A 25,852-nucleotide genomic window follows, 5' to 3' on the forward strand; every position below is an offset into this window, starting at 1 on the left:
AAACGAGATCACAATGAAAATGAAACGCTATAAATTATTCGTGCTGCCGGTATTGGCCATCGTGGGAGCCGGCTTGCTTGGTGGGTGTAAGAAGTTCCCGGACCCGGGCCTGGTCATCGAGGAATACCAGCCGGATACGACCGTACGGGTATCAAAGGGGGACAGGAAGGTCCTGCTGATCACCATCGACGGGCTCCGCGCAGATATCCTGTCCCAGCTGAAACCCGCGTCATTTGAGAACATTCTTAAGAATGCCAAATATTCCTTCAGCGCCGTTACCAACTTACCGGTGAACAATACGGGGTCCTGGGGCTCCATGCTTACCGGTAATTTTGATACCCGCTTGTGGGACAGTACCTTTTACGCCGTTCCGGTAGATACGACCAATACCATTCCGGTGCCGCTGAACATTACCGCGCTGCGCTACACCCACGGTGAAGACATCGGAAAGCGCATAGTGGCGGTTGCGGACTGGCCCAACCTGGTGAACACATTGATGAATGATGCCGATAAAAAACTGGTGACCACAGGCGATGAAGCCACCAAAGCAGCAGTAGAGCAGGTACTGAGAACCGATAGCGCGGATCTGATCGTGGCGCGTTTTTCGGATGTGCAAAAGGCCGGTGCCCAGTACGGTTTTGCCGATACCGACGGCTATAAGGCCGCCATTCAAAAAGTGGATAGCTATGTGGGCGCCGTGATGAACGCCCTGAGATCAAAACCGGATTACGCCAGCGAAAAGTGGCTGACGCTCATTACCACCACGCAGGTAAGCGATACATTGCTGACAACGGAAAACTGGGCAAACTCCCCGCTGCAGATACCTTCGTTCGTCATAGCGCATTACCCCGGGTTTACACCACAGGACATCACGAAGATCAACCCGGCCATCATCGCAAGGACCGAAGACATTACTGCCCTGATCCTGTATTGGCTGCGGGTATCAAAACCAACTTCCGTAGTGAACGGTTTTTCCTGGATCGACCGGTTTGAATTAGAATTCCTCACTAAATAAGATGCGAAAAGATTTTTGGAACTGTTTAAATGATTAAAGCGATATGACAGCACATTATTCAGCATTTAGATACCTTGTTGTTCTGTTGTCCGGTTGGATGCTGGCGGGCTCCTGTGCCAAGGAAAACCTTCCGGAAGATTTGCGCGAGCTCCAATCCTATAACAAGTTGTATCTGGTGCAATCGTCTCTTACCGGCAACATCAATTACCGGTTGTATGTAAATTCACTGAAAACCGATACCAGTTTTTCGATCTATAATGTCACCATCGGGGGAAACAGTATTGCCGGCGCGGATATCCCCGTTTCTTTTGAGGCCCTGGGTCAGGACATGGTAGATGCTTATAACCAGGAAAAGCACACTGCTTACCAGTTGCTTCCCGCGCAGAGCTATACCCTGGTAGAAGACACGGTGATCAAAAAAGGGAACAGCAGCACCGGGATCCTGCCCATAAAGATAAAACTGCCCCTGCTGGAAAAAAATATCCAGTATCTCTTGCCCGTCCGGTTTACGACCGATACGCGGGATTATGAGGTAGACGAGCAGAAGCAGGTCGCTTATTTTATTTTTAAAGCCACCGTGGAGCCCACGGGGAAGATCATCGGCAATATTCCGCTGATCGACGATCCCCGCACCCGTGTCCTTGATTTTTTTGAAGACATCATGGTGCGGGATACTGCCGGCGACCTGTGGGTGTACCCGCTGAAGGGCCGCGAATCGCTGGGAGACCCGGTTAAGGTAGGTTCCGGCTTTTCAGATGTGATCTCGCTGATCTTTGAACCGTATTATGCAAAGCTCATAGGCATTCTTAGCAGCGGGTCTTTTAAGAATCACATCGCCAGCTGGACGGTCACGGAGTTCCCGGATGTAAAGATCGGGGCCACCTGGCTGGTATTTAAGACCTCCGATTATGCAACGCCAGGGTTCCGGGAATCATTCTGGAGTGGCCCTCATGGCCGATGGTATGGCATCTGGACAAATGACGCCCTGTATTATTTTTCCGGACTGAACGCCAGCGGGGCATTGATCTCACGTACATCCATCGGTACCGGATTTAAACCGGCCACCTATTCCTCCAATACCATTATCGGAAAAGACCTGGTAAGCAATAACATCAACGGGCTGTTGCTGTACTCGATGAACGACGCGGGTTCGGGGTTTCCGGCCAATCGCTGGATGATCGGGGATGGGTTCTTTAGTTACCTCAGGCTGTTTTCTGTGGGGCATAAGGACCTGATCGCGGTCAAAAAGAACGGAGACCTTGTACGGTATAAAGACTTTGATATCTACGGGTTTTACCACGCGCTGTAATGCACACCGGCGGCGGTCAGATATCCTGTTATCCGGGGGCGTTCCCGAACTGTACCGGCGAGTATAAAACAGTTGTCTGCCTGCACTGCCGGCGATGATCGTTTTACGGCGATGGCCTTTGAATTTGCTTATATTTGCAGGCTATGTGTTGGTTGAAAAAATATGGATGGAGCTTGCCGGCAGCCATTGCGGTTCTTTGTTTGTTTTCTTTTTTTAAAACAACGGCGGGTCTGAAGGCAATTCATATAAACGGGTTTGCGCAGGGAACCACTTACCATATTACCTACTATGCTGCCGACAGCAGTATGACCCGGGAAGCCGCCGATAGTATCTTCCGTTCCTTAGACAGTTCACTGTCCATATACAAACCCTATTCGGTCATCACGAGATTCAACCGGGCGCCGCGGGGGCTGGTACCCGACGGGCATTTGCGGAAAGTGGTGCTCCGGGCACAGGAAGTCTCAGAAGCTGCGGCGGGGATCTTTGATATTACGGTAATGCCGCTGGTAAAACTTTGGGGCTTCGGACCGGATGGAAGATCCAAAACCATTCCGGATGCGCGGAAGGTAAAGGACATACTGGCATATGTGGGTTATCAGAAATTATATTTTAAAGGAGACAGCCTGCTGAAAAAAGATCCGAGGCTTACCATCGATGTGAACGGCATCGCGCAGGGATATACCGTAGATGTGATCGCCACCTTCCTGGAGGCCCGGGGAGTGCAGGACTATCTGGTGGAAGTAGGGGGCGAGATCCGTGTAAAGGGCCGGAAGCGGCCATCGGGGGAAATGATGAAGATCGGTATCGAAAGCCCTTCGGAGAATGAGGAGACCGAGACCCCCGTTTTGATAAAAACGGTCTTTGTAAAAGAAGGGGCCATAACAACTTCGGGAAAATACCGCAATTTCTACCGGAACGGAAATAAAAAAGTGTCGCACCTCATCGATCCCCGCACAGGGTTCCCGCTGAGTAATGAAATGGTCAGCGTAACCGTTTTTGCAAAAGATGCGATCACCGCAGATGCGTATGACAACGTAATGATGGGGATGCACCTCGATGAAGCGTTTGCCTTTTTAAAAAGACATCCGGAACTGGAGTGCTATTTTATTTATACTAAAAAGGACGGAACCGTTGCCGATACCGCTTCTGCAGGCTTTGAAGCAATGAAAGGCCGCATGTAAATGCTGATGTATTCTGCCGCTTATTGGTTATATTAGCACTTCAAGCCACATCTTTAACTTTTGATCAATATGAACAGACTAAACAAGCTGAACCTGACGGTTCTTGCGCTTGCAATTTCTTTGATCAGCACTGCACAGCAAAAGCCCAATGCCATTGCATTGATACCGGAGCCGGTTTCGCTGACGGAACAGAACGGCGTTTTTGTGCTGCCGCAGAATGTGACCATCAGTGTTCCCGCAAAAGCAGACCTGGGCCATACCTATGCCCTGTTAAAAGAAAGGATCGCCAATACCGGGGCCACGGTACAGGAGCAGAAAGAGAATGCCGGCGCCACGATCAGCCTGGTGCTGAACAAAAGCCGCGACAGCCGCCTGGGTGATGAAGGGTACACGCTTTCGGTAGCACCCGGCAAGGTAACGGTAAAGGCCAACAAGCCGGCGGGGCTTTTTTATGGCGTGCAGACATTTTTGCAATTGCTGCCGGCGCAGATCGAAAGCGTGGAGCGGGTGGATGGCGTGCAGTTGCAGGCTCCCGCCGTGGAAATTGTCGACTACCCGAAAGTAGGATGGAGAGGACTGATGCTGGATGTGTCCCGCCACTTTTTTACCGTCGATGAGGTAAAGCGGTACATCGACAATATGTCGCGCTTTAAATACAATATGTTCCATTTTCATCTTACGGATGATGAAGGCTGGCGGCTGCAGATCAAAAGCCTGCCCCGGCTTACCGAAGTGGGCGCATGGCGGGTGAACAAAGTGGGCCTGTTCAATACATTTACTCCGCCAACACCGGATGAACCTAAAAACTATGGAGGTTACTATACACATGAAGACATTAAAGAGCTGGTGCAATATGCAAAGGACCGCTTTATAAATATTGTTCCGGAGATCGATGTCCCCGGGCACAGTCTTGCGGCCATTGCTTCATACCCCGAGCTGTCGTGTACGGAGGGGGCCGATAAATACCAGGTAAGGTCGGGAGAGCCCATAATGGATTGGTCGCACGGGGCGCCGCCGATCGCGATGATGGACAATACCCTTTGCCCGGCAAATGAAAAAGTATATGGATTTATGGATAAGGTCATCACCGAAGTGGCACAACTGTTCCCGTTCCCGTACATTCACGTAGGCGGTGATGAAGCCCCTCATAATTTCTGGGAAAAAAGTGCACAGGTGAAGGCCCTTATGAAAAGGGAAAAGCTCACAACCATCCCGCAGGTACAGGCTTATTTTGAGAAGCGGCTGGAAAAGATCGTAAATGCAAAAGGCAAGAAGCTGATGGGCTGGGACGAGATCCTCGAAGGGGGCATTTCTCCCACGGCCGCGCTGATGAGCTGGCGCGGGGAACAGCATGGCATCGAAGCATCAAAATCGAAGCATTATGTGGTAATGAGCCCCACACAGTTTACCTATATTGATTACATGCAGGGGGATATAAGCACCGAAGTGCCGATTTATGCTTCCCTACGGTTATCGCAGGCGTATAAATTCAACCCGGTTCCGGAAGGGGCAAATGCCGAATATATTTTGGGCGGTCAGGCAAACCTGTGGACGGAGAATGTGTCCAACATCCGGCAGGCGGAGTACATGACCTGGCCGCGCGGGCTGGCGATTGCAGAGTCTGTCTGGTCGCCGCTGGACAAAAAGGACTGGAAAAAATTTGCGGCAAAGACCGAGCGGTTCTTTGACCGGTTCAATGCAGCGGAGATCAAATATTCGCCGGCCATTTATGACCCCATCGTAACCGTGTCTAAAAAAGAAGGCGAATATTCTGTAACCCTCACACCGGAAATAGACGGTCTGGATATTTACACCAGTTTTGATAATTCTGCGCCTGATCGTTTCTATCCAAAGTATTCCCGGCCTTTGCAGATCCCCAAGGACGCCAATGAGCTACGGATCATTACCTACAAAGGGAAAAAAGAGATCGGCCGGCAAATGACGATCAAAGTGGCCGATCTGAAAAAGCGGGTGAAATAGCCGGCGCGGACTTACTGCTGATACAACAAAAGCTTGAAATGAAAAGATTTTTTCCGGTGCTGTGCATCGGTATGCTGGTGTTGAGTGGTTGTGCAACGGGCAAACCGGTCCGGTCCGATTATAAAAAGGACGTGCTGCTGCGCACCAGCTATGGTGATATGGTGCTGCGCCTGAGCGACGAAACGCCTCAGCACCGCGATAATTTCATCCGGCTGGTGAAGTCCGGGTACTACAACGGTGTCCTGTTTCACCGGGTGATCCGGGATTTTATGATCCAGTCCGGCGATCCGCAAAGCCGGAATGCGCCGGGAGGGAAACCCCTGGGAGAAGGGGGGCCGGGGTACACCATACCGGCAGAGTTCCGGGAGCAGTTGTTTCACCGTAAAGGTGCCCTGGCGGCCGCCAGGGAGGGAGATGATGTGAACCCGCAAAAAGCCAGCAGCGGCAGCCAGTTCTATATCGTTCAGGGAAAAGTATGGACGAACGGCGCCCTGGATACGCTGGAATGGAAACGTCTGAACGGGAGAAAGATCCCCGGAGCGTACCGGAAGGTCTATACCACCGTTGGCGGCGCTCCGCACCTGGATCAGCATTATACCGTATTTGGCCGGTTGGTAAAGGGGATTGCGGTGCTGGACAAAATAGCCGCGGTACCCACCAGCAAAGGAAAGGACCGGGACCGCCCCATCCGGAATGTAACGATCATCAAAGCAAAAATGGTGAAACGGCAATATCCGTAAGCCCAAACCAATCTGCTTGCTTTATCGGTGCTTCCTTCCGGCAGGCGCATCTCCAAACGGGGCTTCCCGGAAAATAAGAAGGCGGGCCGGGGGGATTTTCAGGAAGATCCAAGATGAAATATACTGCAGATCGCAGCTCCTGTTTGCAGGTGAACAGCATTCAAATTTATATATAGCAGATCTGTTCCGTATGGATAGGTCTGGCGGCAGACGTCTAAATCGCAGGTCCCCGGATTTTTTGTTGAGATTACTGAACGATTTGCCCCGGTTAGGGCTCACTCGTGACGCTGTCAAAATCTTCCTCGTTCTCTTCTGCCTCTTTTTTCGTGACCCGGATGATGCCGTCTTTATGATGCGGCGGAGCATAGATGGTGTACATTTTCAGGGGATCGCTGCCCGTGTTGATCACATTATGACGGGCTCCTGAAGGAATGATAACGGCAACGCCATCGCCTACCGCATATTCCTGATCGTCGATCCGGCAAATGCCTGTGCCGCCTTCAAAACGGAAGAACTGGTCATTCTCCGGGTGTACTTCGGAGCCGATCTCTTCTCCCGGCTGCAGCGTCATCAGTACCAGCTGCAGCTGTTTTGCGGTGTACAGCACCTTTCTGAAAGCATTATTGGCCAGCGTGTCTTTTTCGATGTCAGTGTGAAATCCGTTCATGGTGTATTGTGTTTCTGGTTAAAGTTCTTCTTCCCGTTCCAGCATCAGGATGGCGCTCTGCGGAACAATAAAATACCGTTCGCCTTCATACATCACTTCTGTAGCACCGCTCAGCAAAAAGATGGCAAGGTCTCCCTCTTTGGCTTGCAAAGGAACGTATTTCACCTGGTCTTCCTCCGATTTCCAGGACTCGTCCTCAACCGGAATGGGGATCGCATAGCCCGGCCCGGTCTTGATCACATAGCCCTGCTGTACTTTTTCTTTTTCCTGAACGCCCGGGGGCAGGTATAACCCGCTTTCGGTGCGCTCGTTCCCCTTTACCGGTTTGATCAAAAGCCGGTCGCCGATCACGATTAATTTTCTGAAACGATTGTCTGCGGTTATTCTCATACCTGATCTGGATTGAACCATAAAGGTAGCAAAATAAAGGGAGCAAAAAAGGACCGGACCGCATAACATCTTCATACGGATACGGCGCATGGAGATATACGCCACGGCTCGCGGCCCCGGTTCGTATCCGGGAACCATCCGCCCGTTAAACGGTCGGACCCGGTACATGATGGGCCATGTCCATGGCACTTATGGGATTACTGCCCCGTTAATGGGCCAACCAAAAAATTTGTTTATGGAAGATTATCATTTTGAATTGCAGCATGGACGAGTGGTCGGACAATCAGTCTTCATTTTGGATGCTGAAATAAATTGCCAATGACAGGTTGCTTACGCATTTGAAATCAATTATACTTTAGTCATGCCGAATGTCTTGCTGAACTTGTTTCAGCATCTATGCATGATTTAGGCAGATCCTGAAACAAGAATAGATCCCGGAACAAGTCCGGGATGACATCTTCAGGATAACCCAAAGCAGATTTGTCATGGCTTCATTGATTTTACAACGCAAATTGAAAACTCGGTATGACAGGAGATACTTTTTAGTCAGCCTCTTAATGATAACAGTGCGCCGCTTATCAAGGGAATCAACATTCTGTTTTTAAACAGGCGCTCAGGATCCCGGTGATAACCCGGGCCATAAGTTGGCAGCTATGGCATCCGCATGAATCGGAAAGCTATTGTCGGGTCGAAGGAGCTGGCCACCTGTTAAAGGGCAACGACCTTCCTGTCCTGAAGACTGTCTTTTGTACGGGGAGCGGAGTGTGGGTGATCTTTTTGTTGCTGCTCTACACCTGCTTTGCTGAAAAGGCTATCGGCCAGCCGGCGATATTCCTTTTGCTTTAAACCGTGCTGCCGGGCGGATCCTGCATGAAACAGGGCGTCCAGGCTTGCCCTCAGCTGATCATCGGCCTGTTGCCAGTTAATGTCTTTATAAAAAGAACGCAGCATATTGGCGTTTTGCTCCCAGTTAACCTGGTCGATCAGCCGGCTGAGTTTGTCCTTCAGCGCTTTTTTCTGTTGTTCCGTTACAGTTTCAGCGAGGCTGTTCTCCATGTGCTTCCAGCTTAATTCGGTCACCAGTTTCTTAAAGGCATCCATCGATTGCTGTACTTTTTCTTCCGCAGCGCTGTCGAGGGCCGGTACGATGATCGTTGGGTGGTCTGCAAAAAGGATCAGGGGCTCAGAAGCGGTTGCGGCGGGCGGTGGTGCGGGTGCCTGTATTTTGCCGTCGGGCGTTTCAGCGATCTTCAGATACAGGGCATTATCTCCCGGGCGGGCATCGGGATCATCGATGACCGGAATGGGTTGTATCGAATATTTCTCCTGACTGCTGTCTGCAGCGCTTTCTTTAGCAGCCACGGGCATAATGTACCGGGCTTCGGCAATGGCGGAGGCGGGCAGGCTGTTTGTAGCGGCAAGAGCGACCCGGTCCGTCATCGGGCGGGTGCTGCGTGTCAGGTAAAAGCCGCCGGATAACAACAGCATGCATGCCAGCAGCCCGATCTTTTTAAAGGGTAGCGTTGTTTTCTGGACGCTTCCCATAATAGAGGCCACCCGGTTGCCCAGCTGGCTTTCCTTTCCGGAAGCCTGCATGGTAAACCCGTTGCCGGGAAATTGATTGCGGGCCAGCTGCAGGAGGGTGGAGGCGTACATGGATTGTCCGTACTCAAAACGCAATACCCATTGGTCTGCTGATTTTTCACGATCCAGGTCCTGCGCTTTAACCAGCAGGCGCGCAAAGGGGTTGAAATATAAAAAGGTAATGATGATCTGGGTCACCAGGTTAAAAAAATAGTCGTTGCGCTTTATATGCGCCAGTTCATGCAGCAGGATCGCCTCCAGTTGCTGCGGGGTGAGCTGGTTGATAAGGGCCACCGGAATCAGGATCACCGGTTTCAAAAAACCAAGCGTCAATGGGGAAGAAATGATGGAGGATGTATAAAGCTGCACTTTTCTCTTTATATTGAGATAACCGGCAGCATCCAGCATAAAGATCTTCAGAGCTCCCGGTACGCGGCCGGTACCGGTTCTTCGCAGCCGGCGCAGTTCAAAAGAATTTTTCAGGATATTCCTCAGCGGCAGCACCAGTAATGCCAGGTACAGGATGGCACCGTAGTTGAGCAGGGGGCGCAACCATTCCAGGTGAATCATCCATTTTAGCAGCCCCCGGTTTGCCTGCGGCGCATCAAGGGAAGTGAAAAAGGTGATCAGGAAAAGCACAAAGCCCGAAACCAGTCCGGCAAAACGCAGCAAACTGTTTGACGCATCAGAATTTGAGGGACGCAGATACGTGTAAAGGGTGATCAGCAGCCAGATGATCCCCATTTGCCAGACGCTGCTGAACAGCGCATTTCCCAAAGCAGTAAACACATGGTACAATCCGTATTGCATGATTTAGTCTTTCTTTTTAAGTGCATCGATCATTAGCTGGATCTTATCCAGTTCTTCCGGGGTTACTTTGCCGTCACCCAGGGCCTGCATCACCAGTTGAGAGGACGAGCCTCCGAATAAATTACTGACAAACTTGTTCAGCATGTATTTTTGGGTAATCTCTTTATTCACCGCCGCCTTATAAATATGGGTGCGGAAGGAATCATTGCGTTTTACCAGCCCTTTTTCATTCATGATCTGCATCAGCTTGAGCGTTGTGGTATATCCAACGTCCTTAAACGCAAGCAGGTTCTCATGAACCTCCCGTACAGTAGCATTTCCTTTATCCCACAGTACCTGTAAAATTTCCAGTTCGCTTTCAGTGGGCTTCAATGATTTGTTATCTGGCATAAGACTTCCATTTATCCGCAATTTACGATTTTTTTCGTATCAAACCGGAGGCCCGGTTCATTTTACCGCTTTTTAACAAATTTTTGAAGCGCTGCGTATCGCCGGCGGTGGCGGCAGGCTTTTGACGGCAGCGGGTATTTCGGTACCTTTGCGGCACCATGGATCATTTCAGTAACCCCATCTGTCAGGCTTGTACCATGCACCAGAATTCATTTTTCTCCGGGCTGACGGAAAAAGAACTGGCGGTATTGAACAGCAATAAATCCTGCAGCTGTGCCAAAAAAGGCCGGGTGATCTTTTCCGAAGGGGGCATGCCCAGCGGATTGTTCTGCATCAGCAAAGGAAAGATCAAGCTCAGCGCTGTGGGTTTTGACGGGAAAGAGCAGATACTGCGGCTGGCAAAGCCGGGCGACATCATCGGGTACCGTTCACTGCTTTCCAACGACCGGTATCATTGCACGGCCGTTGCGCTGGAAGATGTTGATTACTGCTATATCGAAAAAGATTGTTTTTTAAAACTGGTGCATTCCAACCGTGCGTTCTGCAGCGCGATCTTTAAGAAGATCAGCGCCGATCTCCGGAACGCGGAACAGCTGATTGTTTCCATGTCGCAAAAGAATGTACGCGAGCGGATGGCCGAAGCGCTGCTGTTCCTCAAGAATACCTATGGATTGGAAAATGACGGCACTACGTTAAACATACAGCTATCCAGGATCGAACTGGCCGATTATGTAGGCACTTCCACAGAAAGTGCCATCCGGGTGCTGTCGGAATTCAATCACGACAAACTCATTGGGCTGAGCGGAAAACGGATACGGCTGCTCGACCTGGAAAAACTGACACGAACGGCAAACCCCCGTCTCTGATCCTCCTTATTTTCCGGTCTTCCTCATGCCCGGTATCGTTTTCCGTTGACCGGCAAACCCATCTTATCTTCCTGGTTCCGCATATACATTGCAGCCGGGCACCTCATCCTTCCGTGTCAATTTTTCCGCGACGAGATTTTTATTGTCCCGGATCCCGCGCAAACCACGGTGCGGGTGGTGGTGGAAACACTAACGGGCATCGGTTACGAACCCTGTCTGTCGCCACTGGGAAACAGGTAGGAGGGCTTAAAGGGCAATGTTCGTGCGGTACAGATCGGCATTGCAGGTTTTTGTTTTACCAATATCATGATGCGAAGCCTGCCAGGATATTTTTCGGTTGCCGGGTAGCTGCAGGACCGGATCGGGACCGCCGTTCTTTTTCCCCATGACGGCCAACCTGAAAAAGCAAACGGGACCGGTGCCCGTATTGATCAGTGCCCTAAAGGGACGATCATCCGTACGGACACTTTCAGGGCCTGTTGAGGGGGACTAAAAAGATCAATACTGCGCTGCAGTTTCTTCATCGTAAAACGAACTTGACGCAGGCGCGATGGTCATCGGGATTCAGATTTTCAAATTCCGGGTTTGCAGGCTTCTCATTAAAAAGACCGCTTACCTGGCCTTCTTCGGGGAAGGCTCGTCTGCGATCTTTTCCAGCTCCAGGGCCAGCTTTTCGATCAGGCTGGCAGTAGATGCGGCGAGGCTGTCAATATAGGGCTGGCTGGTCTTTGCCAGATTGCTGGCCTTCTGCTCCACGATGACCCTGATCTTGCCGGCCGCCTTTTCGGCGGCAGCGGCTGCTTTTGCAAGACTTTCCTCCAGCTCTTTGCTGCTTTTGGTACTGTCTGCATTACCGGACGGTATTACTGCCACTGTAGGCCCATCCGTAGAATCTGCGGTGCTTTGGGCGCTGCCGGTAACTGCAAGCCCGGTGGCAAACAAAAGAATAAGAAAGGCTCTTGCGTATTTTTTCATGATGCGATCTTTTCTGAAAGCATAAGACCGCAAAATAAAAGAAGGGGTTGCCTAAAGAAAAAGCCAAATTCCTGTCGGGGAAGAACAACAGGTCTTATTCCCCTGAATGTTAGTTCAGTAGCCGGATCAATGTCTCCAGCTCCTGGTACTGTATTTTTTGGAGATCGTTGTTGAAACACTCCCTGAAGTCGGTGAGCACCTGCCTGATCACTTCGCGGTTGGATTGTGGACGGAACAGTTCCGGCGAGTTTTCCACGGCGATCTTTGTAAGGTAATGATGCAGGTCGGTATGTGTAAATACCTGTCCCAGAGAGGGCTCTATAAAAAAGTCAACGTCATGGTTCCCCGTGGCGTCTCCCAGCCCGGGTTTGCAGTAGCCCAGCACGAACTGGTGGGGGATGCGCATCAGCCGCACCGGGATATCCAGCATATCCACCAGCAGTAAATAGAGCGCCCCAATGCCGGTCTGGTTCCCTTTTTTGGATTCGAGGATCTGCGGGAGCAGGTATTCATTCGGGCGGTCGGTATTATTGGATGTGCCCTTTATGCCAATATAATTATAGATAATGCTGTTGATGATGTGTACCTGCTCCAGCGGGGTCAGGTAATTGTTGATCTCCAGCCAGATATTCCTGCGCAGGCGTTCCACGTGGTGCAGTACCTTAGCGGCCTGCAGTTCCGGATAAAGAAATTTGGCGATCAAAAGCAATGCCGGCATCAGTTCGTGATGCCCCGCTTCATCCCATTGTTTGAAATCGGCATTTAGGCCTGAAAAATACAAACGGTGGATCAGCAACTCAATGCGCTCCTGCACGGCCGAGTCTGCTGTTGTTTCCCACAAGTGCTCCAGGTTGGGAATCATCGGCAGCCCGTATGTGATAATCCGGTCGCTGACGGCCTCATAGATCTCATGATCCGGGTCGTCGATCAGATTGAGCAGGGCATTTACTTCTTTTTGTTCATCCATCCGCTCAAAGATAGCAGGCTGTATGCTGCAGAACAAAAATTTAAATCCACACCCGTGCATAAAGATCCTGTTTTTAAATTCGGTCAAAATGATTAGTTTGGCGCTTCAATTGATGCCCGATGGAGCAACAAAAAAAGGCAATACCGGTTTCTTTTATCCTGAGGTTCATCCTGTGGGTCCTGCTGAGCATTTCGTTCCCCTTCTTTGAAGCCTATTATGTCCGGCATCCCTACCTGTTGCAGCTGGCTTACGGGCTCAATACCTTCCTTACGGCCAGCGTTGTCATTTCCATTGGACGGTTCATCATGGTCTCTTTCTACAACCGGCGGCACGCGGCGCGCAGGGTACGGGGCAATTTTGTGTTGGGAATTGGCAGGCTTGCGGCCATCCTGAACGCGGTTTTTGCCGTTATTGCGCTGATGATCGCGTTTGGCATCGATCTCCGGGAATTCATTACCAGCATGACCATTGTTGCCATGGCCATTGCCGTGATCTTCCGCGAGTATATTACCAATATGATCAGCGGGTTGATCGTTATGTTCTCGGAGCAGTTCTCGATCGGTGATCACATCCGTATCGGCGATCATTCGGGAAAGATCATCGACATTACCTTTACGAATATTGTGGTGCTGAACGACGAGGAGGATATGGTATTAGTACCCAATAATCTTGTTTTTACGGCCACGGTGGTCAACAAATCGGCCCAGGTTTCCAATAAGCTGACTGTGCGGTTTGAGCTGCCGCTTGAGGATAAAATGGATATCCGGGCACTGGCGGCAAAGCTGGAGCCGGTGCTGAAAACAATGCCCGACCTGGCTGCCGGCGGCGAGGCCCTGATCCGGATTGCGGAGGTCGGAAAAGATTTTGTAAAGTATAAGATCGATCTTTATGCCATAGACAGCAGCAACCGGCGGCAAAAACGGATTGAAAGCGAAGTGCTGAACGCCCTGCTGCATTTAAAGACTGCCGGTTGACGGAACGGTGGCCGGATAGGGCACTTTTTTAGGATAATATTTACAGATAAAATGCGACATCTTTATTTTTTTTCATGGCTGCTGCTTATGGGTCTTAACGGATTTGGCCAGCAAAGACCCAATATTGTTTTTGTATTGGCAGATGACCTGGGCTATTCTGATCTGGGTTGCTACGGAAACCCGGTGATACAGACCCCTTTCCTGGACAAGATGGCGGGCCGCGGTCTGTTGGCCACCAATTATGTGGTCACCAGCCCTTCCTGCACCCCTTCCCGTGCTTCCCTGCTCACCGGCCGGTATGCTTCGAGGTACGATCTTCCGGATCCGATTGCACCGGGTTCCCGGCTGGGATTGCCGGATGCGGAAGTGACCATTGCGGAAATGCTGAAAAAGAACGGGTACCGGACCGGAATGGTGGGCAAATGGCACCTGGGCGATCAGCAGGCGCAGAACAAACCCAATGGCCAGGGCTTTGACTTTTTTTACGGGATCCTGTACAGCCATGATTACCGGGCACCTTATGTAAAGACGGATACGGTGATCAAGATCTTCCGGAACACAGCGCCGGAGCTGGAACGCCCGGCGGATTCGCTGCTTACCAGATTGTACACCCGGGAATCTATCCGTTTTATTGAGCAGCAGCAGCCCGGGCAGCCGTTCTTTTTATACCTGGCGCATAACCTGCCCCACCTGCCGGTGGCGTATGCGGCTGCAGCCGGCCGGCTGAACGGAAAACAGGGTGGCCCGCTGGGCAAGGTGATCACGGAGATCGACGAGGGACTGGCAGCGATCTGGAAAACGCTGGAGCAAAAGAAAATGGCCGATAACACCATCTTTATTTTTTCCAGTGATAATGGCCCCTGGAGCGAATATCCGGCACGGATGGAAAGGGACGGCGTCACCAGGCGTTCGCATGCCGGGGCAGCCGGCATTTTCAGGGGTTCCAAAGCGCAGTCCTACGAAGGTGGGGCGCGTGTTCCTTTTATTCTTTACTGGAAGAACAGGATCCCGGCCGGTCATCGGCTGACCCGGGCGATCAGCAATGTAGACCTGCTGCCTACGATCGCAACCTGGACGGGTGCCCGGCTGCCGGAAGGGCAGGCCCTGGACGGACAGGATATCAGCAGCCTGCTGGAGCGGAGGGTTGGCCCTGGTTTTGAGCACCGCCCGATATTCATTGTCAATCACGGCAAACCGGAAGCAGTTAAATGGGGCCCGTGGAAGTACCGGGAAGCACCGGCCTGGGAGCACCCGGTCACCGGGCAAATGATCCCGGCTGTAAAGGAACTGTTTAACCTGGATGAAGACCCCTCGGAACGGGTAAATCTGATCGGCGTTGATAAAGAAAAGGCGGCGGTTTTAAAAAAGATCTTTGACGGCTTTGCGGCTTATCGCAAGCAGTAGCTCTTTTGCAACAACCCGGGTGTCCGCCGGTATACCAGCTGCGGCTGATGGCGTTTCTGTTTGTAGAAGGGGCTCATAACATTTTTCTGAAGGACAGGAATCAGGGCGGCCGTGGTTCCGCAGCCGCGCGTCTTCACAGGCCTGCCCGGGAATAAAATGTTATACACCCGTTTGTGGAATGAGGCCGGCGGAAAACGAAAATAAATCTTATCTTTCGCACGCATTGCAACCGGTGAGCCCTCCTTGCGGAAGCACCGGTCATTGAATCATTAAATTCTAAATCATTTTTATGCGTAAACATTTTCTTGTGTTTGGAGCTGGTTGCCTGATGGCTGTGGCCACCTACGGCAAACCGCTGCCGGCTGTGGAACGTGCATGGGGGCAGGTAGCTGCTGTTGAAGCAAAGGACCTGATCGGCCGCTGGGATATTACGGTGGATGTAGATGGCAAACCTTCTCCTTCCTGGCTGGAAGTAAAGCTGTCGGGTACCCGTACACTGGTGGGCTATTTTGTAGGTGTAACCGGGAGCGCGCGACCGGTGGCAAAGGTCAATTTCGATAACGGCAAATTCAGCTTTACCATTCCGCCGCAGTGGGAAGAGGGAAATCAGGATTTTGTGATCGAAGGGGAACTGAAGAACGGCGGTATTGAAGGAACGGTTGTGACCAGTGAAGGGAAGACGCATCAGTGGAAGGGGGTAAGGGCTCCTTTGTTGAAAAGGACCGCAGCCCCGGCTTGGGGCAAACCGATCAACCTGTTTAACGGGAAAGACCTGACCGGCTGGAAGGCGATCGGTGCGGACAATCAGTGGGTGGTAAAGAATGGTGTTTTAACAAGCCCGCATTCAGGCGCCAACCTGATCTCCGATCAAAAATTCAATGACTTTAAACTGCACGTTGAGTTCCGCTATCATAAGGGTAGCAACAGCGGTGTATACCTGAGAGGCCGCTATGAAACACAGATCGAAGACAGCCCCAAAGATGCACATCCCTCCAGTGTGCTGTTTAGCGGCGTCTATGGATTTTTGACGCCCAGCGAGATCAATGCAAAAGGACCCGATCAATGGCAGCGCTACGATATTACGCTGACCGGAAGAATGGTGACGGTTGTCGTGAACGGGAAAACAGTGATCAGCAATCAGGAGATCCCCGGCATCACCGGTGGTGCGCTGGACAGCGACGAGGGAGCACCCGGACCGATCTATATCCAGGGCGATCATGGCCCCATCGAGTTCCGGAAGATCGTGATCACTCCGGCAAAATAATAATCTTTTTACAGGATGCACAAAGGGCCTTAAAAGGGCCCTTTGTTGTTGTTGTGGGGGGCATCGGCCGCCGCGCCCGGCATTTCGCCGCGCGTATTTTTTTGTGGCAGCGCTTTACCGGTTATGCGATGGTACCAGTCGGGGGTCAGTTGTACCGGTTCCGTATCTCCCGTTTCCCGCTGCCATTGCTTTAACTTTTTGCGCAGGGCATTTATTTCCCTTCGGTATTTTGGATTTTGGATCTGATTGAGTGTCTGGAGCGGGTCCTGACCCATCACAAAGAATTCTTCGGGTGCACGCGGCGCAGCCAGGGCATCGCTTTGAAGGGGCGTTAGCTGGTCGCGCTGTTGTTTTAGGGATCGTGCAGAAGGGCTTTGATTGGCATCGATGGGGCCGCCGTTGTCCAGCCGGGGCCGGCCATTGAAAATATAGAGAAAATCTTTTGTCCGTACCGAACGTTCATAGGCCTCATAGTCGTGCCAGTTATGCTCGCCAAAAAGATAATTGCGGAAGGTTTTTGCCGGCTTTTTCAGAAGCGGCAGAAAGCTGATGCCCTGTACGGAGGGCGCAGGGCGCACCCCTGCGATCTCCAGCAGAGTAGGTGCAATGTCGATGCTGCTGACCAGGGCATGGTTTACAGTGCCCGGTTCAATAACGCCCGGCCAATAAATAATAAAGGGTTCCTTAAGCCCCCTGTCCAGCAAACGGGTCTTGCTGCCGGGAAAGGGGCGGCCGTTATCCGCTGTAAAAATAATGATGGTATTTTGTGCCAGTCCTTCCTGCTCAAGCGTTGCCCTGAGTTTACCCAGGTGGGTGTCGATCCGGCCGATCTCGTTGTAGTAGGAGGCCAGGTCGCGTCGGGTGGACGAATCGTCGACGAGCGTTGGAGGAACCCGGATATCTTTAGGGTCGTGCGTCACCGCAAATTCCCGGTCGGGCGACCAGGTGCGATGCGCATCAAACGGGGCCAGCCATAAAAAAAAGGGTTTGCCGGTTGCTTTGCATTTAGAGATCATATCGGCCCACAGGGCTTCGCCTCCGGAGCCGTTCCGCGCAGCACCACCGGTGATGCGGTCATAGGCTCTTTTGGTGTTTGGGCCCTCATGCCATTTACCCAATAGGGCCGTGTAATATCCGGCCTTGCGCAGTTGTTCGGGAAAATAGGTAAGGCTGGCAGGCAAGGGGGTATGCAGCTCGGCGGCACCGGTGTTGTGCGGGTATCTTCCGGTTAAGATACTGGTGCGGCTGGGGCTGCAGGAACTGGTTGTTACAAAGAAATTGCGGAACAGAGCGCCGTCTGCCGCCATCCGGTCGAGGTTGGGGGTTTTTACCAGCCCGTTCCCGTAGGCCCCAAGGTCATCCCCGCTGATGTCATCCCCAATAATGAAAATAATATTGGGCGGTTGAGAACCAGCATTGTTTTGGGCATGGGCTTCCGGTTGTACAAACAGAAAAGGAGTGGCGAAAAACAGCAATCGAAAAAAGAAAAGGGATCTGATCATAAAAGAAGGTTCTTTTTTGCTAAATTAAAGCGAATTGGATAAGGATCCGGTAAAATCCGTGAGGTTTGGGACCAGTTAGAGGTCCTTAAGACCTAACAGGTCTCCCATTGCAGGGCGTTTCTTCCACTACCGGATGGGATGCACCAGGATTGATAAAAGTGTTGTTGTCTCGTTGACGTTGTCCCCGTAAATAGAGTACTCGGCGCGATCATCCCTTTAAAAAGGCCTTTGGTCCGTCCGTTTTAGTCTACCTTCATTTTTACGTCTACCTTCCTTTTCTTCCTGTTGGCCTTCCATTTAGGCCCCTTCTTAATGATCGAGATGGCTTTTTGTGCTGTGGCAGCATCGGGTGCTTTGATCACCGTGAATTTTTCGGGCAAACCATTCTCCACGGTAAAGCGGAGGTGTAGTTCCTTGGTGGCGCTGTTTTTATTCACCCCCATTTCAGTAGTAAGATTGTTGTAAAAGCGATCCCAGCCTCCCTGGGGGTAGGGCGATTCCTTATAAGGCAGGGTATCTACTTTATGACTGCTGATGCTGCCGATAATAGCCCGCTTTTTTTGCCGCCCATAGCCAACGACCACTACTTCATTTGCCCGGGTATCGGACTCGGTTAACTGGATCCCGGCTACTTTTCCGGCGAGCAGCTCCTGTGTCTTTTGGTCGTAGCCAGGGGCGGTAAAAGCCAGGCTGCCGGCCGAGTCCTGCGCCGGCAGACGAAAGCTTCCGTCTACATTGGAGAGCGTGGAATGGTTGTTGGGTGTGGTAATGGTGACACCGGGAATGGGAGCGCCGGAAGTATCGGTAACCTTCCCCAGATAATAGGATGGTTCCTGGTTTTTGGCCATCATAAAACCCGTTTTTGCCGGAGCCGGGGCGGGGGGCGCTTTTGCGGAGGGGCTCATGCCTCGTATGCGAATGGATGATTGCGCAGCGCTGATGCCGGACCGCAGTGTATCGTTTCGCATAGCCAGCCCGGCAATTTCCCTGGATCCGGGACCAACCAGCTGACCGGCAACCGGGGCCTTTTGCTTAGCAGCCGGGAGCGTAGGGGCTGCGGCTGCTACGGGATGGCGGACTTTGCCTGCAGCGAGCCGGACCGCTTTTTTTTCAGGTACGGCAGGCGTATTTGATGATTTCGCCCCGATGATGACCGTGTCGGGCGAAAGTACTGTTTTAGCCCTGGCTGATTCAGCCGGAGCGGGCGGGATAATTTTGGCAATGGGCGCAATCGTAGCGGATTGTTCCGGTTTCATAAAAAACCAGGCTCCTGCTGCCATAATGCAGATAACCGCAGCAGCGGCCAAACCCCGCCACCACCGGGCCTTGGTTTGGGAAAGTGAAATGACCCGGGATTGTTTCATCTCCTCCGCCTGCCGGCCGCCGATCCGGCTCCGGATTTCATTTAAGTGCGCATCCGTTACCGATGGCGTGGCACTCCGGTAACCATCCAGCGCGTCCGCCAGCAACGGATCGCTCAATGCAGCCTTTTCCATCTCATGCATTTCTGCAGAGGACATGCTGCCGCTCAGATATCGCCGGATATCCTCAACCGTGTACTGATATGTAGGATCAGTTGGCATCTTTATCCATACAGTTTTTTAAGTTCCGCCTTCCGTTCTGTATCAGGCTGCGCACCTTGTTCCATTCCATGCCCGTTGTTGCCGCTATTTCATTATAACATTTATTGTCATAATAAAATAAGCGGATCGTTTTTGCCTGTTCGCCCGGAAGCGATTCCATACATTTTTCCAGTTTTTTAAAGGTCTCTTCTTTTTCAATGACACTATCCAGATGCGAAAAATCGCCCGATTGCACAACCTGTGCATCTAAATTTATGGTCCGGTTCTTTTTGGCCGCCCTTAAGATCATGAGGCAGTGGTTCTTAGCGAGTACATACAACCAGCTTTTGAAATTCTGGACTTCATGCCGGGGCAGTTTCTCCCTCAGCTCCTGGTAAATATTCATAACAGCATCCTTTGCGTCTTCGGGATCTTCCAGGTATTTAAGACATACCCCATAGATCAGATCACTGTATCTCAGGTACAATTGCGCCAGCGCCTCCTGATCTTTCCTGAGTTTGAACTGATCAAGGAGTTGCGCGTCGCTCTGTTCGGCGTGTACAGGTATGCTGATGATTTTACTCAAGCGGATGAAAACGGCCCGTTAGGACCTTTTATCAGCTGCAAGATAATTTTTTTTTCCCAGCCTGTGTAATCGGAAAGAATAAGGCATCCTCCCTCTGAACCATAAAGTAAAAAATATGAAACTACTGAAGGGAATGGCTGTGTTGCTCCTGGGTATCGCAGCCCTGGGGCTCACCCCCCGGCAAAGGACCATTAAAGGTGTGGTGCTGGATGACGGCAAAGCGCCGGTTGTGCATGCATCCGTACAGGTAAAAGGTACACAGCAGGCAGTAAGCACCGATGCACAGGGTGCATTCAGCATCCGGGCAGATAATCAGGATGTGCTGATCATCACCGCGGTGGGGTTTGCTCAAAAGCAGGTGACCGTGGGCAAAGCGTCGGATCTGACCATTGTGCTTACCCCTTTGGGGAAGCAGCTGGACGAAGTGGTAGTAGTAGGATTGGGTACCCAAAAAAAATCTGCGGTGGTCGGTTCCATAATGATAAGGGGCGCATCCCTGTATGGCTCCCGCCGGCCGGTACCGGAACGCTGGCGCTATAACGGTAATATGAACCGGGAAGGGTATGAAGATTATAAAGAGAACCCCTTTTTAAAAGCAGAAGAGAATCCGCTTTCTACCTTTTCCATAGATGTAGACGGAGCCTCCTACAGCAATATCCGCCGCCTTCTAAACAGTGAACAGCTGCCGCCGGCGGGCGCGGTGCGGATCGAGGAAATGATCAATTACTTCAGCTACGACTACCCCCAGCCAAAAGGAAATGATCCTTTTGGGATCCATACGGTATATACGAGCTGTCCCTGGAATACCGGTCACCAATTGGTTGCCATCGGGTTACAGGGAAAGAAGATCCCTATGGATGATCTGCCGCCTTCCAACCTGGTGTTCCTGATCGATGTAAGCGGAAGCATGGAGTCTCAGGATAAACTTCCGCTGGTTCAGTCATCAATGAAGCTGCTGGTGGATCAGCTAAGGGTAAAAGACAACATAGCCATCGTGGTTTATGCGGGTAGTGCGGGGCTTGTACTGCCGCCTACCGGTGGCGACGACAAAACAAAAATAAAAGACGCCATCGACGGACTCAGGGCTGGTGGCTCAACGGCTGGAGGAGCAGGCATCAGCCTGGCCTATAAAGTAGCCTCTGAAAATTTTATAAAAGGTGGGAACAACCGGGTGATCCTCTGTACAGACGGGGACTTTAATGTGGGAGCAAGCAGCGATGCCGCGATGGAAAAGCTGATCGAAGAAAAGAGGGCGTCCGGGGTCTATTTGTCGGTACTGGGGTATGGAACCGGAAATTACCAGGATGCCAAAATGCAGAAACTGGCCAATAAGGGAAATGGCAATCATGCATATATCGATAACCTGAGCGAGGCACGGAGGGTGTTGATCAACCAGTATGGCGGTACCATGTTTACCATCGCAAAGGATGTAAAACTGCAGGTGGAATTCAACCCGGTAAGGGTACAGGGATACCGGCTCATCGGCTATGAGAACCGGATGCTGGCAAAAGAAGATTTTAATGATGACCAGAAGGATGCCGGTGAGCTGGGAAGCGGTCATACGGTTACCGCGCTTTATGAGATCATTCCTGTTGGTATAAAAGCGCCGGAATTGAAAACCGTTGATGCGCTCCGGTACCGGAAAAATACTGCCGGCAATACCGCAACGTTTAAAAATGAGCTGATGACCATAAAATTCCGGTATAAAAAACCGGATGGGAAAAGAAGCCTGCTGCTGCAAAAAAGCATAGAGGGGAACCCGGTAGCGTTTGCAGGTGCCGGCGCTGATATCCGGTTGGCTGCCGGGCTGGCCCAGTTTGGCATGTTGTTGAAAAACTCGGAATACAAAGGAACCGGTGGCTACCAGCTAGCGGAGCAACTGGTGAGTGGCCCCGATAAAAAAGGAAGGGATGTTTACCGGAAAGAACTGTTACAATTGATCCGGAAAGCTTCAGCGATGGAGAAGCCGGTGCCGGAGGATATTTCTTATAAAAGAACAGACCGGTTGCCACACCGGAAATAGCGCGGTTCTCGCAACAGATATGCCCGGGCAGCCTGCGGCCGGGAGCAGCATGTTTGGGAATTTGTACGGGTAAATGGATGGTATTTAGATGTTTATGTGCTTAATTTTCCCGGATCTCAATTTTGGCATAATATTTACAAATAATAGGGTAGGCCGTTGCTGGTTTGTATGGTTAAAAAAACAGCGTAGTTCTTATCTGGTGTAGATACGTGGCCATTCAACGCTTATCCTATAAAATTTTAAGAGCGCTCCTTTGAACAGGGGGCGCTCTTGTTTTATAGAGGCGATTGTTCTTTATTTGCAGGATGAAAATCTTAAGTCGCTCTCAATGGCTGGCACTTTTAGCAGCAATCGTCCTTACAATTGCCTGTTTTATGCCCTGGGCACAGATCCGGTCAATGGGACTTACTTTATCCGGCATTGATACCACGGGTACCCGTTATGGCAAACCGGGATATAATCATTTTATATTGACGACGGTGATCCTGGTGCTGACGCTCATTGCGCGGATCTGGGCAAAAAGAATGAACCTGCTTTTTGGGGTGCTGAACCTGTCGTGGGCGATACGGAATTTCATTCTTTTTGGTCGCTGCGAAGCAGGCGACTGTCCTGAGCGGCAGATCGGTTTATACCTCGTACTGCTGGCTTCCATTATCCTCATGCTGACCATACTGTTTCCTAAAATGGAATTAAAGGATGAAGCAGAGCAAGACCTGTGAGGGTTTAAAAGTTTCACAGGTTAAAGCAGGGTGCCGATCCAATAGGCGCCTGCCGCCGCGATGACGCCCCCGCCTGCGGTTAACAGGATCCCACCCCATGCAGGGCGGCCAAACAGCCGGTATTTCAAAAATCCCGCTATCATCAGCATCAGCGCCGGCAGCACAAAGAAGCGATACCCGGGTAGTGCAGCTAACCGGATATTGAGCAATACGATAAGGCCGCCGGCAATACATCCCCAAAAGATCCAGCATGCGTAATGTAATGGCGCCAAAGGCTCTCCGGGAGCCGTCTTTCCGCTCCATGCTGTTTTCCATTCGGAGCTTTCCCGCTGTGCATCTTTTATCAGGTCATCCTTGATGTGGTCGGCCACATCCAATCCTTTATAGACATTTAGAATGCGTTTGTCATGGGTGCGCGACAGCTCTTCCCTGCGGGTAAAGAATCCGCCTGCGGCCATCAGCACTGCCGTGGCCAGCGCCGCATAAATGGTATAGATCCGGGCGGCAGGGAACGGGCTCCCCAGCCCCGTAAGAAAACAGTACACCGTAAGGGGAATAATGATGCCGTCGATGGCACCAATGAGGACGGAAGAAAAATAGCTGGCGGATATTTTAAGCATTGAGGTCGTTTAATGAATGACCAATGATTCCGACGGCCTCTTCCAGCTGGGCTTTTGTGATGCAAAGAGGAGGGGCAAACCGGATCTTATCACCATGGGTGGGTTTTGCCAGCAGCCCGTTCTTTTTCATCTTCAGGCAGATCTTCCAGGCCGCTTCGGGATCGCTTGCGTGGATCTCAATAGCATTCAACAGCCCTTTGCCTCTTACCTGGCGTATATGCGGGGAAGAAAGCCCCCGGATCTGTTCGCGGAAATAATCGCCCAGCCTCAGGGCATTGCCTGCCATATCTTCATCGATCAGCACCTGCAATGAGGCGATGGCCGTAACCGCAGCCAGCGGATTGCCGCCATAGGTAGAGCCATGTTCCCCGGGTTTAATGGTCAGCATGATGGCGTCATTGGCCAGTACTGCGCTAATGGGCATCATGCCTCCGCTCAGCGCCTTTCCCAGCAGCACCATATCGGGCTTTACCTGCTCTGCATCACAGGCCAGCAGATGACCGGTACGGCAGAGGCCCGTTTGGATCTCGTCGGCAATAAACAGCACACCGGCTTCTTCACAAAGCTGCTTGGCGGTTGCCAGGTAACCATCGTCGGGTACAATAACACCCGCTTCTCCCTGTATCGGCTCAACCAGGAAGCCGGCCACATTTTTTTGTTTCAGCGCTGTGGCCAGCGCAGAAAGATCGTTGTAGGGGATCTTTAAAAAACCACCGGCGAAGGGGCCAAAATTTTTGGTTGAGGAAGCGTCGCTGCTAAAGGAAATAACCGTGGTCGTTCTTCCATGGAAGTTCTGCTCACAAACAATGATCACTGCTTCATTTTCAGGAATGCCCTTTACTTCGTAGGCCCATTTTCTGCAGAGCTTGATGCCGGTTTCCACCGCTTCCACGCCCGTATTCATCGGCAGCACTTTATCATACCCCAGCAAATTGGTAATGTACTGTTCAAAATCACCCAGCTTGTCATTATAAAAGGCACGGCTGGTAAGCGTCAGCTGCTGCGCCTGTTCCGTAAAAGCTGCCACAATGCGCGGATGGCAATGCCCCTGGTTTACGGCAGAGTAACCACTTAGAAAATCATAGTACCGGTTGCCTTCCACATCCCATACAAAAACACCTTTTCCTTTTGAAAGAACAACGGGAAGGGGATGATAATTGTGTGCGCCATAGGCTTCTTCAAGATCGATAAAATAGCTATCTGTATTTTGAGCAATTGCAGACATAGTCAGAAAGTTTAAAAAATGAGTAAAATAATCAGAAACGGAAATTGTCCGGAGCAGTACCGGTTTGGGACCCTGACAGATGTCAGTGGTTCAACAGATCGAGATGCTGTCGCAAAAATGAAAGTCGGAGCGTACCTGCTGTAAGCATAGCCGCAAGATACAAAAAATGGCGGATAAACGCAACGGGAATTTGAAGATGTGAAAATATGAGAATGAAAATGTGGGATGGATGATGGCATTCAACGAAGCAATGGGTCATCCAGGCAAATGTATCTGACAAAATAAGTATCCGGAAAAGCGATCGTGCCCGGGCGGCTCCTGAAGAGGCCGAAGACCGTGCTGCCCGTTCCCGTCATGGCCGTAAACACGGCACCGGTTGCATGTAACCGGTCGCGGATCTCCTTCACTTCGGGATATGCTTCAAACACCAGGGGAGCAAAATCGTTGGCAACAAAGGAGACCCACTCGGAAGGAGGGGAAGCGGCAATGTTTTTTAATGAGTGCGCCGGAGGACCGGGTGTAAGCCGGCTGAATGCCCATGCGGTGCTGATGTGGATGCCGGGGTTCACGATAACCAGGTAATACCGGCCCAGGTCCAGTGAAACCGGCTGAAGCTCCTCACCGCGGCCGGTGCCATAGCTGGGCGTATTGCGGATGAAAAACGGGCAATCGCTGCCGAGGGTCAGGGCATATTTTAATAATTGTTTTTCCGGCAATTGTAAATCAAAGAGCCGGTTCAGTGCGCTCAATGCGGTAGCCCCATTGGCGCTGCCCGCTCCAAGACCGGCACCGGCCGGGATGTTCTTTAAAAGATGAAACCAGACAGGAGGCAGCTCGGGCCGGTCACGTTTTAGCAATTGCCAGGCCTTCAATACGATGTTGTTTTCCTTATTGCCGGGGATGGGAAGTCCGTAAAGGCTCAGCCCGGTTTCTTCCGCGGGAAGCAGTTCCAGCACATCGTAGAGTGGCAGGGGGTAAAAGACCGTTTCCAGGTCGTGATATCCATCCGGCCGCCGGGCCGTAATGTGCAGCCCTAAATTTATTTTACAATTGGAAAAGAATACCACTTTGACCGTGTATTAGATGGTGGTGCGGGGCG

At 51.4% G+C, this 25,852-nt stretch carries 23 protein-coding genes; 11 read left to right on the top strand and 12 right to left on the bottom strand.

Translation table 11 applies throughout. The features are described from left to right. The first annotated feature begins 13 nt into the window (after positions 1-13). The 5 genes from B160_RS0108535 (at position 14) to B160_RS0108555 (ending at position 6,225) form a co-directional block, all read left to right on the top strand. Positions 14-1,015 (top strand): alkaline phosphatase family protein, encoded by a 1,002-nt coding sequence (locus B160_RS0108535; protein WP_018627481.1) that lies wholly within the window; start codon positions 14-16, stop codon positions 1,013-1,015. Between the two features lie 43 nt (positions 1,016-1,058). After that, positions 1,059-2,324 carry a DUF1735 domain-containing protein gene (locus B160_RS0108540; RefSeq protein WP_018627482.1) on the top strand — a complete coding sequence of 422 codons (1,266 nt, stop codon included), beginning with the start codon at positions 1,059-1,061 and terminating at the stop codon, positions 2,322-2,324. Positions 2,325-2,467: 143 nt separating this feature from the next. Beyond that, positions 2,468-3,505, top strand: coding sequence for an FAD:protein FMN transferase (locus B160_RS0108545; RefSeq protein WP_026309639.1), 1,038 nt, complete (start codon positions 2,468-2,470; stop codon positions 3,503-3,505). Positions 3,506-3,574: 69 nt separating this feature from the next. Next, positions 3,575-5,485 (top strand): beta-N-acetylhexosaminidase, encoded by a 1,911-nt coding sequence (locus B160_RS0108550; RefSeq protein ID WP_018627484.1) that lies wholly within the window; start codon positions 3,575-3,577, stop codon positions 5,483-5,485. 38 nt (positions 5,486-5,523) lie between these two features. Continuing rightward, positions 5,524-6,225 (top strand): peptidylprolyl isomerase, encoded by a 702-nt coding sequence (locus tag B160_RS0108555; protein ID WP_018627485.1) that lies wholly within the window; start codon positions 5,524-5,526, stop codon positions 6,223-6,225. A 268-nt stretch (positions 6,226-6,493) separates the two neighbouring features. Here the strand turns inward: B160_RS0108555 and B160_RS31330 are convergent, their stop codons facing one another. The 4 genes from B160_RS31330 to B160_RS0108580 all read right to left on the bottom strand — a co-directional run bounded on the left by B160_RS31330 (position 6,494) and on the right by B160_RS0108580 (position 10,066). Next, positions 6,494-6,892, bottom strand: a complete 399-nt coding sequence (locus B160_RS31330; protein WP_018627486.1) for a cupin domain-containing protein — start codon at positions 6,890-6,892, stop codon at positions 6,494-6,496. 18 nt (positions 6,893-6,910) lie between these two features. Then, a complete protein-coding gene (locus B160_RS31335; RefSeq protein ID WP_026309641.1) occupies positions 6,911-7,282 on the bottom strand; it encodes a co-chaperone GroES in 372 nt (123 codons plus the stop codon). 708 nt (positions 7,283-7,990) lie between these two features. Beyond that, positions 7,991-9,676 carry a M56 family metallopeptidase gene (locus B160_RS0108575; protein ID WP_018627488.1) on the bottom strand — a complete coding sequence of 562 codons (1,686 nt, stop codon included), beginning with the start codon at positions 9,674-9,676 and terminating at the stop codon, positions 7,991-7,993. 3 nt (positions 9,677-9,679) lie between these two features. Continuing rightward, positions 9,680-10,066 carry a BlaI/MecI/CopY family transcriptional regulator gene (locus B160_RS0108580; protein ID WP_018627489.1) on the bottom strand — a complete coding sequence of 129 codons (387 nt, stop codon included), beginning with the start codon at positions 10,064-10,066 and terminating at the stop codon, positions 9,680-9,682. A gap of 197 nt (positions 10,067-10,263) precedes the next feature. On the opposite strand from B160_RS0108580, the gene B160_RS28755 reads away from it, so the two are divergent. After that, positions 10,264-10,932: a Crp/Fnr family transcriptional regulator gene (locus tag B160_RS28755; protein ID WP_018627491.1), complete on the top strand. Its 669-nt coding sequence runs from the start codon at positions 10,264-10,266 to the stop codon at positions 10,930-10,932. 612 nt (positions 10,933-11,544) lie between these two features. Here B160_RS28755 and B160_RS0108600 read toward each other — a convergent pair. After that, positions 11,545-11,907, bottom strand: a complete 363-nt coding sequence (locus tag B160_RS0108600; RefSeq protein WP_018627493.1) for a hypothetical protein — start codon at positions 11,905-11,907, stop codon at positions 11,545-11,547. Between the two features lie 109 nt (positions 11,908-12,016). Beyond that, complete coding sequence (locus B160_RS0108605) at positions 12,017-12,961, bottom strand: transglutaminase-like domain-containing protein (RefSeq protein WP_245562171.1); 945 nt, start codon at positions 12,959-12,961, stop codon at positions 12,017-12,019. Between the two features lie 32 nt (positions 12,962-12,993). Between B160_RS0108605 and B160_RS0108610 the strand changes: the two genes are divergently transcribed. From B160_RS0108610 to B160_RS0108625, 3 genes are all read left to right on the top strand, one after another. Further along, entirely contained in the window at positions 12,994-13,848 is an 855-nt protein-coding gene (locus tag B160_RS0108610) for a mechanosensitive ion channel family protein (protein ID WP_018627495.1), read from the top strand. A gap of 51 nt (positions 13,849-13,899) precedes the next feature. After that, positions 13,900-15,252: a sulfatase-like hydrolase/transferase gene (locus B160_RS0108615; protein WP_018627496.1), complete on the top strand. Its 1,353-nt coding sequence runs from the start codon at positions 13,900-13,902 to the stop codon at positions 15,250-15,252. 289 nt (positions 15,253-15,541) lie between these two features. Further along, the gene (locus B160_RS0108625) at positions 15,542-16,516 is read left to right on the top strand and encodes a 3-keto-disaccharide hydrolase (protein WP_018627498.1); all 975 of its coding nucleotides are present in this window, start codon (positions 15,542-15,544) and stop codon (positions 16,514-16,516) included. A gap of 29 nt (positions 16,517-16,545) precedes the next feature. Here the strand turns inward: B160_RS0108625 and B160_RS0108630 are convergent, their stop codons facing one another. The 3 genes from B160_RS0108630 to B160_RS0108640 form a co-directional block, all read right to left on the bottom strand. Beyond that, positions 16,546-18,018: a sulfatase family protein gene (locus tag B160_RS0108630; protein ID WP_018627499.1), complete on the bottom strand. Its 1,473-nt coding sequence runs from the start codon at positions 18,016-18,018 to the stop codon at positions 16,546-16,548. A gap of 242 nt (positions 18,019-18,260) precedes the next feature. Beyond that, on the bottom strand, positions 18,261-19,601 hold the full coding sequence (locus B160_RS0108635; protein WP_018627500.1) for a carboxypeptidase regulatory-like domain-containing protein: 1,341 nt from the start codon (positions 19,599-19,601) through the stop codon (positions 18,261-18,263). Then, the gene (locus B160_RS0108640) at positions 19,591-20,166 is read right to left on the bottom strand and encodes an RNA polymerase sigma factor (protein ID WP_018627501.1); all 576 of its coding nucleotides are present in this window, start codon (positions 20,164-20,166) and stop codon (positions 19,591-19,593) included. The genes B160_RS0108635 and B160_RS0108640 overlap by 11 nt, the downstream gene beginning before the upstream one ends. Before the next feature lie 115 nt (positions 20,167-20,281). Here B160_RS0108640 and B160_RS28765 point away from each other — a divergent pair, with 115 nt between their 5' ends. Both B160_RS28765 and B160_RS0108650 read left to right on the top strand, forming a co-directional pair. Continuing rightward, positions 20,282-22,189, top strand: coding sequence for a vWA domain-containing protein (locus B160_RS28765; RefSeq protein ID WP_018627502.1), 1,908 nt, complete (start codon positions 20,282-20,284; stop codon positions 22,187-22,189). Positions 22,190-22,494: 305 nt separating this feature from the next. After that, entirely contained in the window at positions 22,495-22,908 is a 414-nt protein-coding gene (locus B160_RS0108650; RefSeq protein WP_083927681.1) for a hypothetical protein, read from the top strand. A gap of 20 nt (positions 22,909-22,928) precedes the next feature. On the opposite strand, the gene B160_RS0108655 is transcribed toward B160_RS0108650, so the two are convergent. The 3 genes from B160_RS0108655 to ispE all read right to left on the bottom strand — a co-directional run bounded on the left by B160_RS0108655 (position 22,929) and on the right by ispE (position 25,820). Beyond that, entirely contained in the window at positions 22,929-23,528 is a 600-nt protein-coding gene (locus B160_RS0108655) for a VIT1/CCC1 transporter family protein (protein ID WP_018627504.1), read from the bottom strand. Beyond that, positions 23,521-24,753, bottom strand: a complete 1,233-nt coding sequence (gene rocD, locus B160_RS0108660) for an ornithine--oxo-acid transaminase (protein WP_018627505.1) — start codon at positions 24,751-24,753, stop codon at positions 23,521-23,523. Before rocD ends, B160_RS0108655 begins: the two co-directional genes overlap by 8 nt. 239 nt (positions 24,754-24,992) lie before the next feature. Then, a complete protein-coding gene (ispE, locus tag B160_RS0108665) occupies positions 24,993-25,820 on the bottom strand; it encodes a 4-(cytidine 5'-diphospho)-2-C-methyl-D-erythritol kinase (protein WP_018627506.1) in 828 nt (275 codons plus the stop codon). Between the last annotated feature and the right edge of the window lie 32 nt (positions 25,821-25,852).

It is taken from the genome of Niabella aurantiaca DSM 17617, from assembly GCF_000374125.1.
In the GTDB taxonomy this organism is placed as follows: Bacteria; Bacteroidota; Bacteroidia; order Chitinophagales; family Chitinophagaceae; genus Niabella; species Niabella aurantiaca.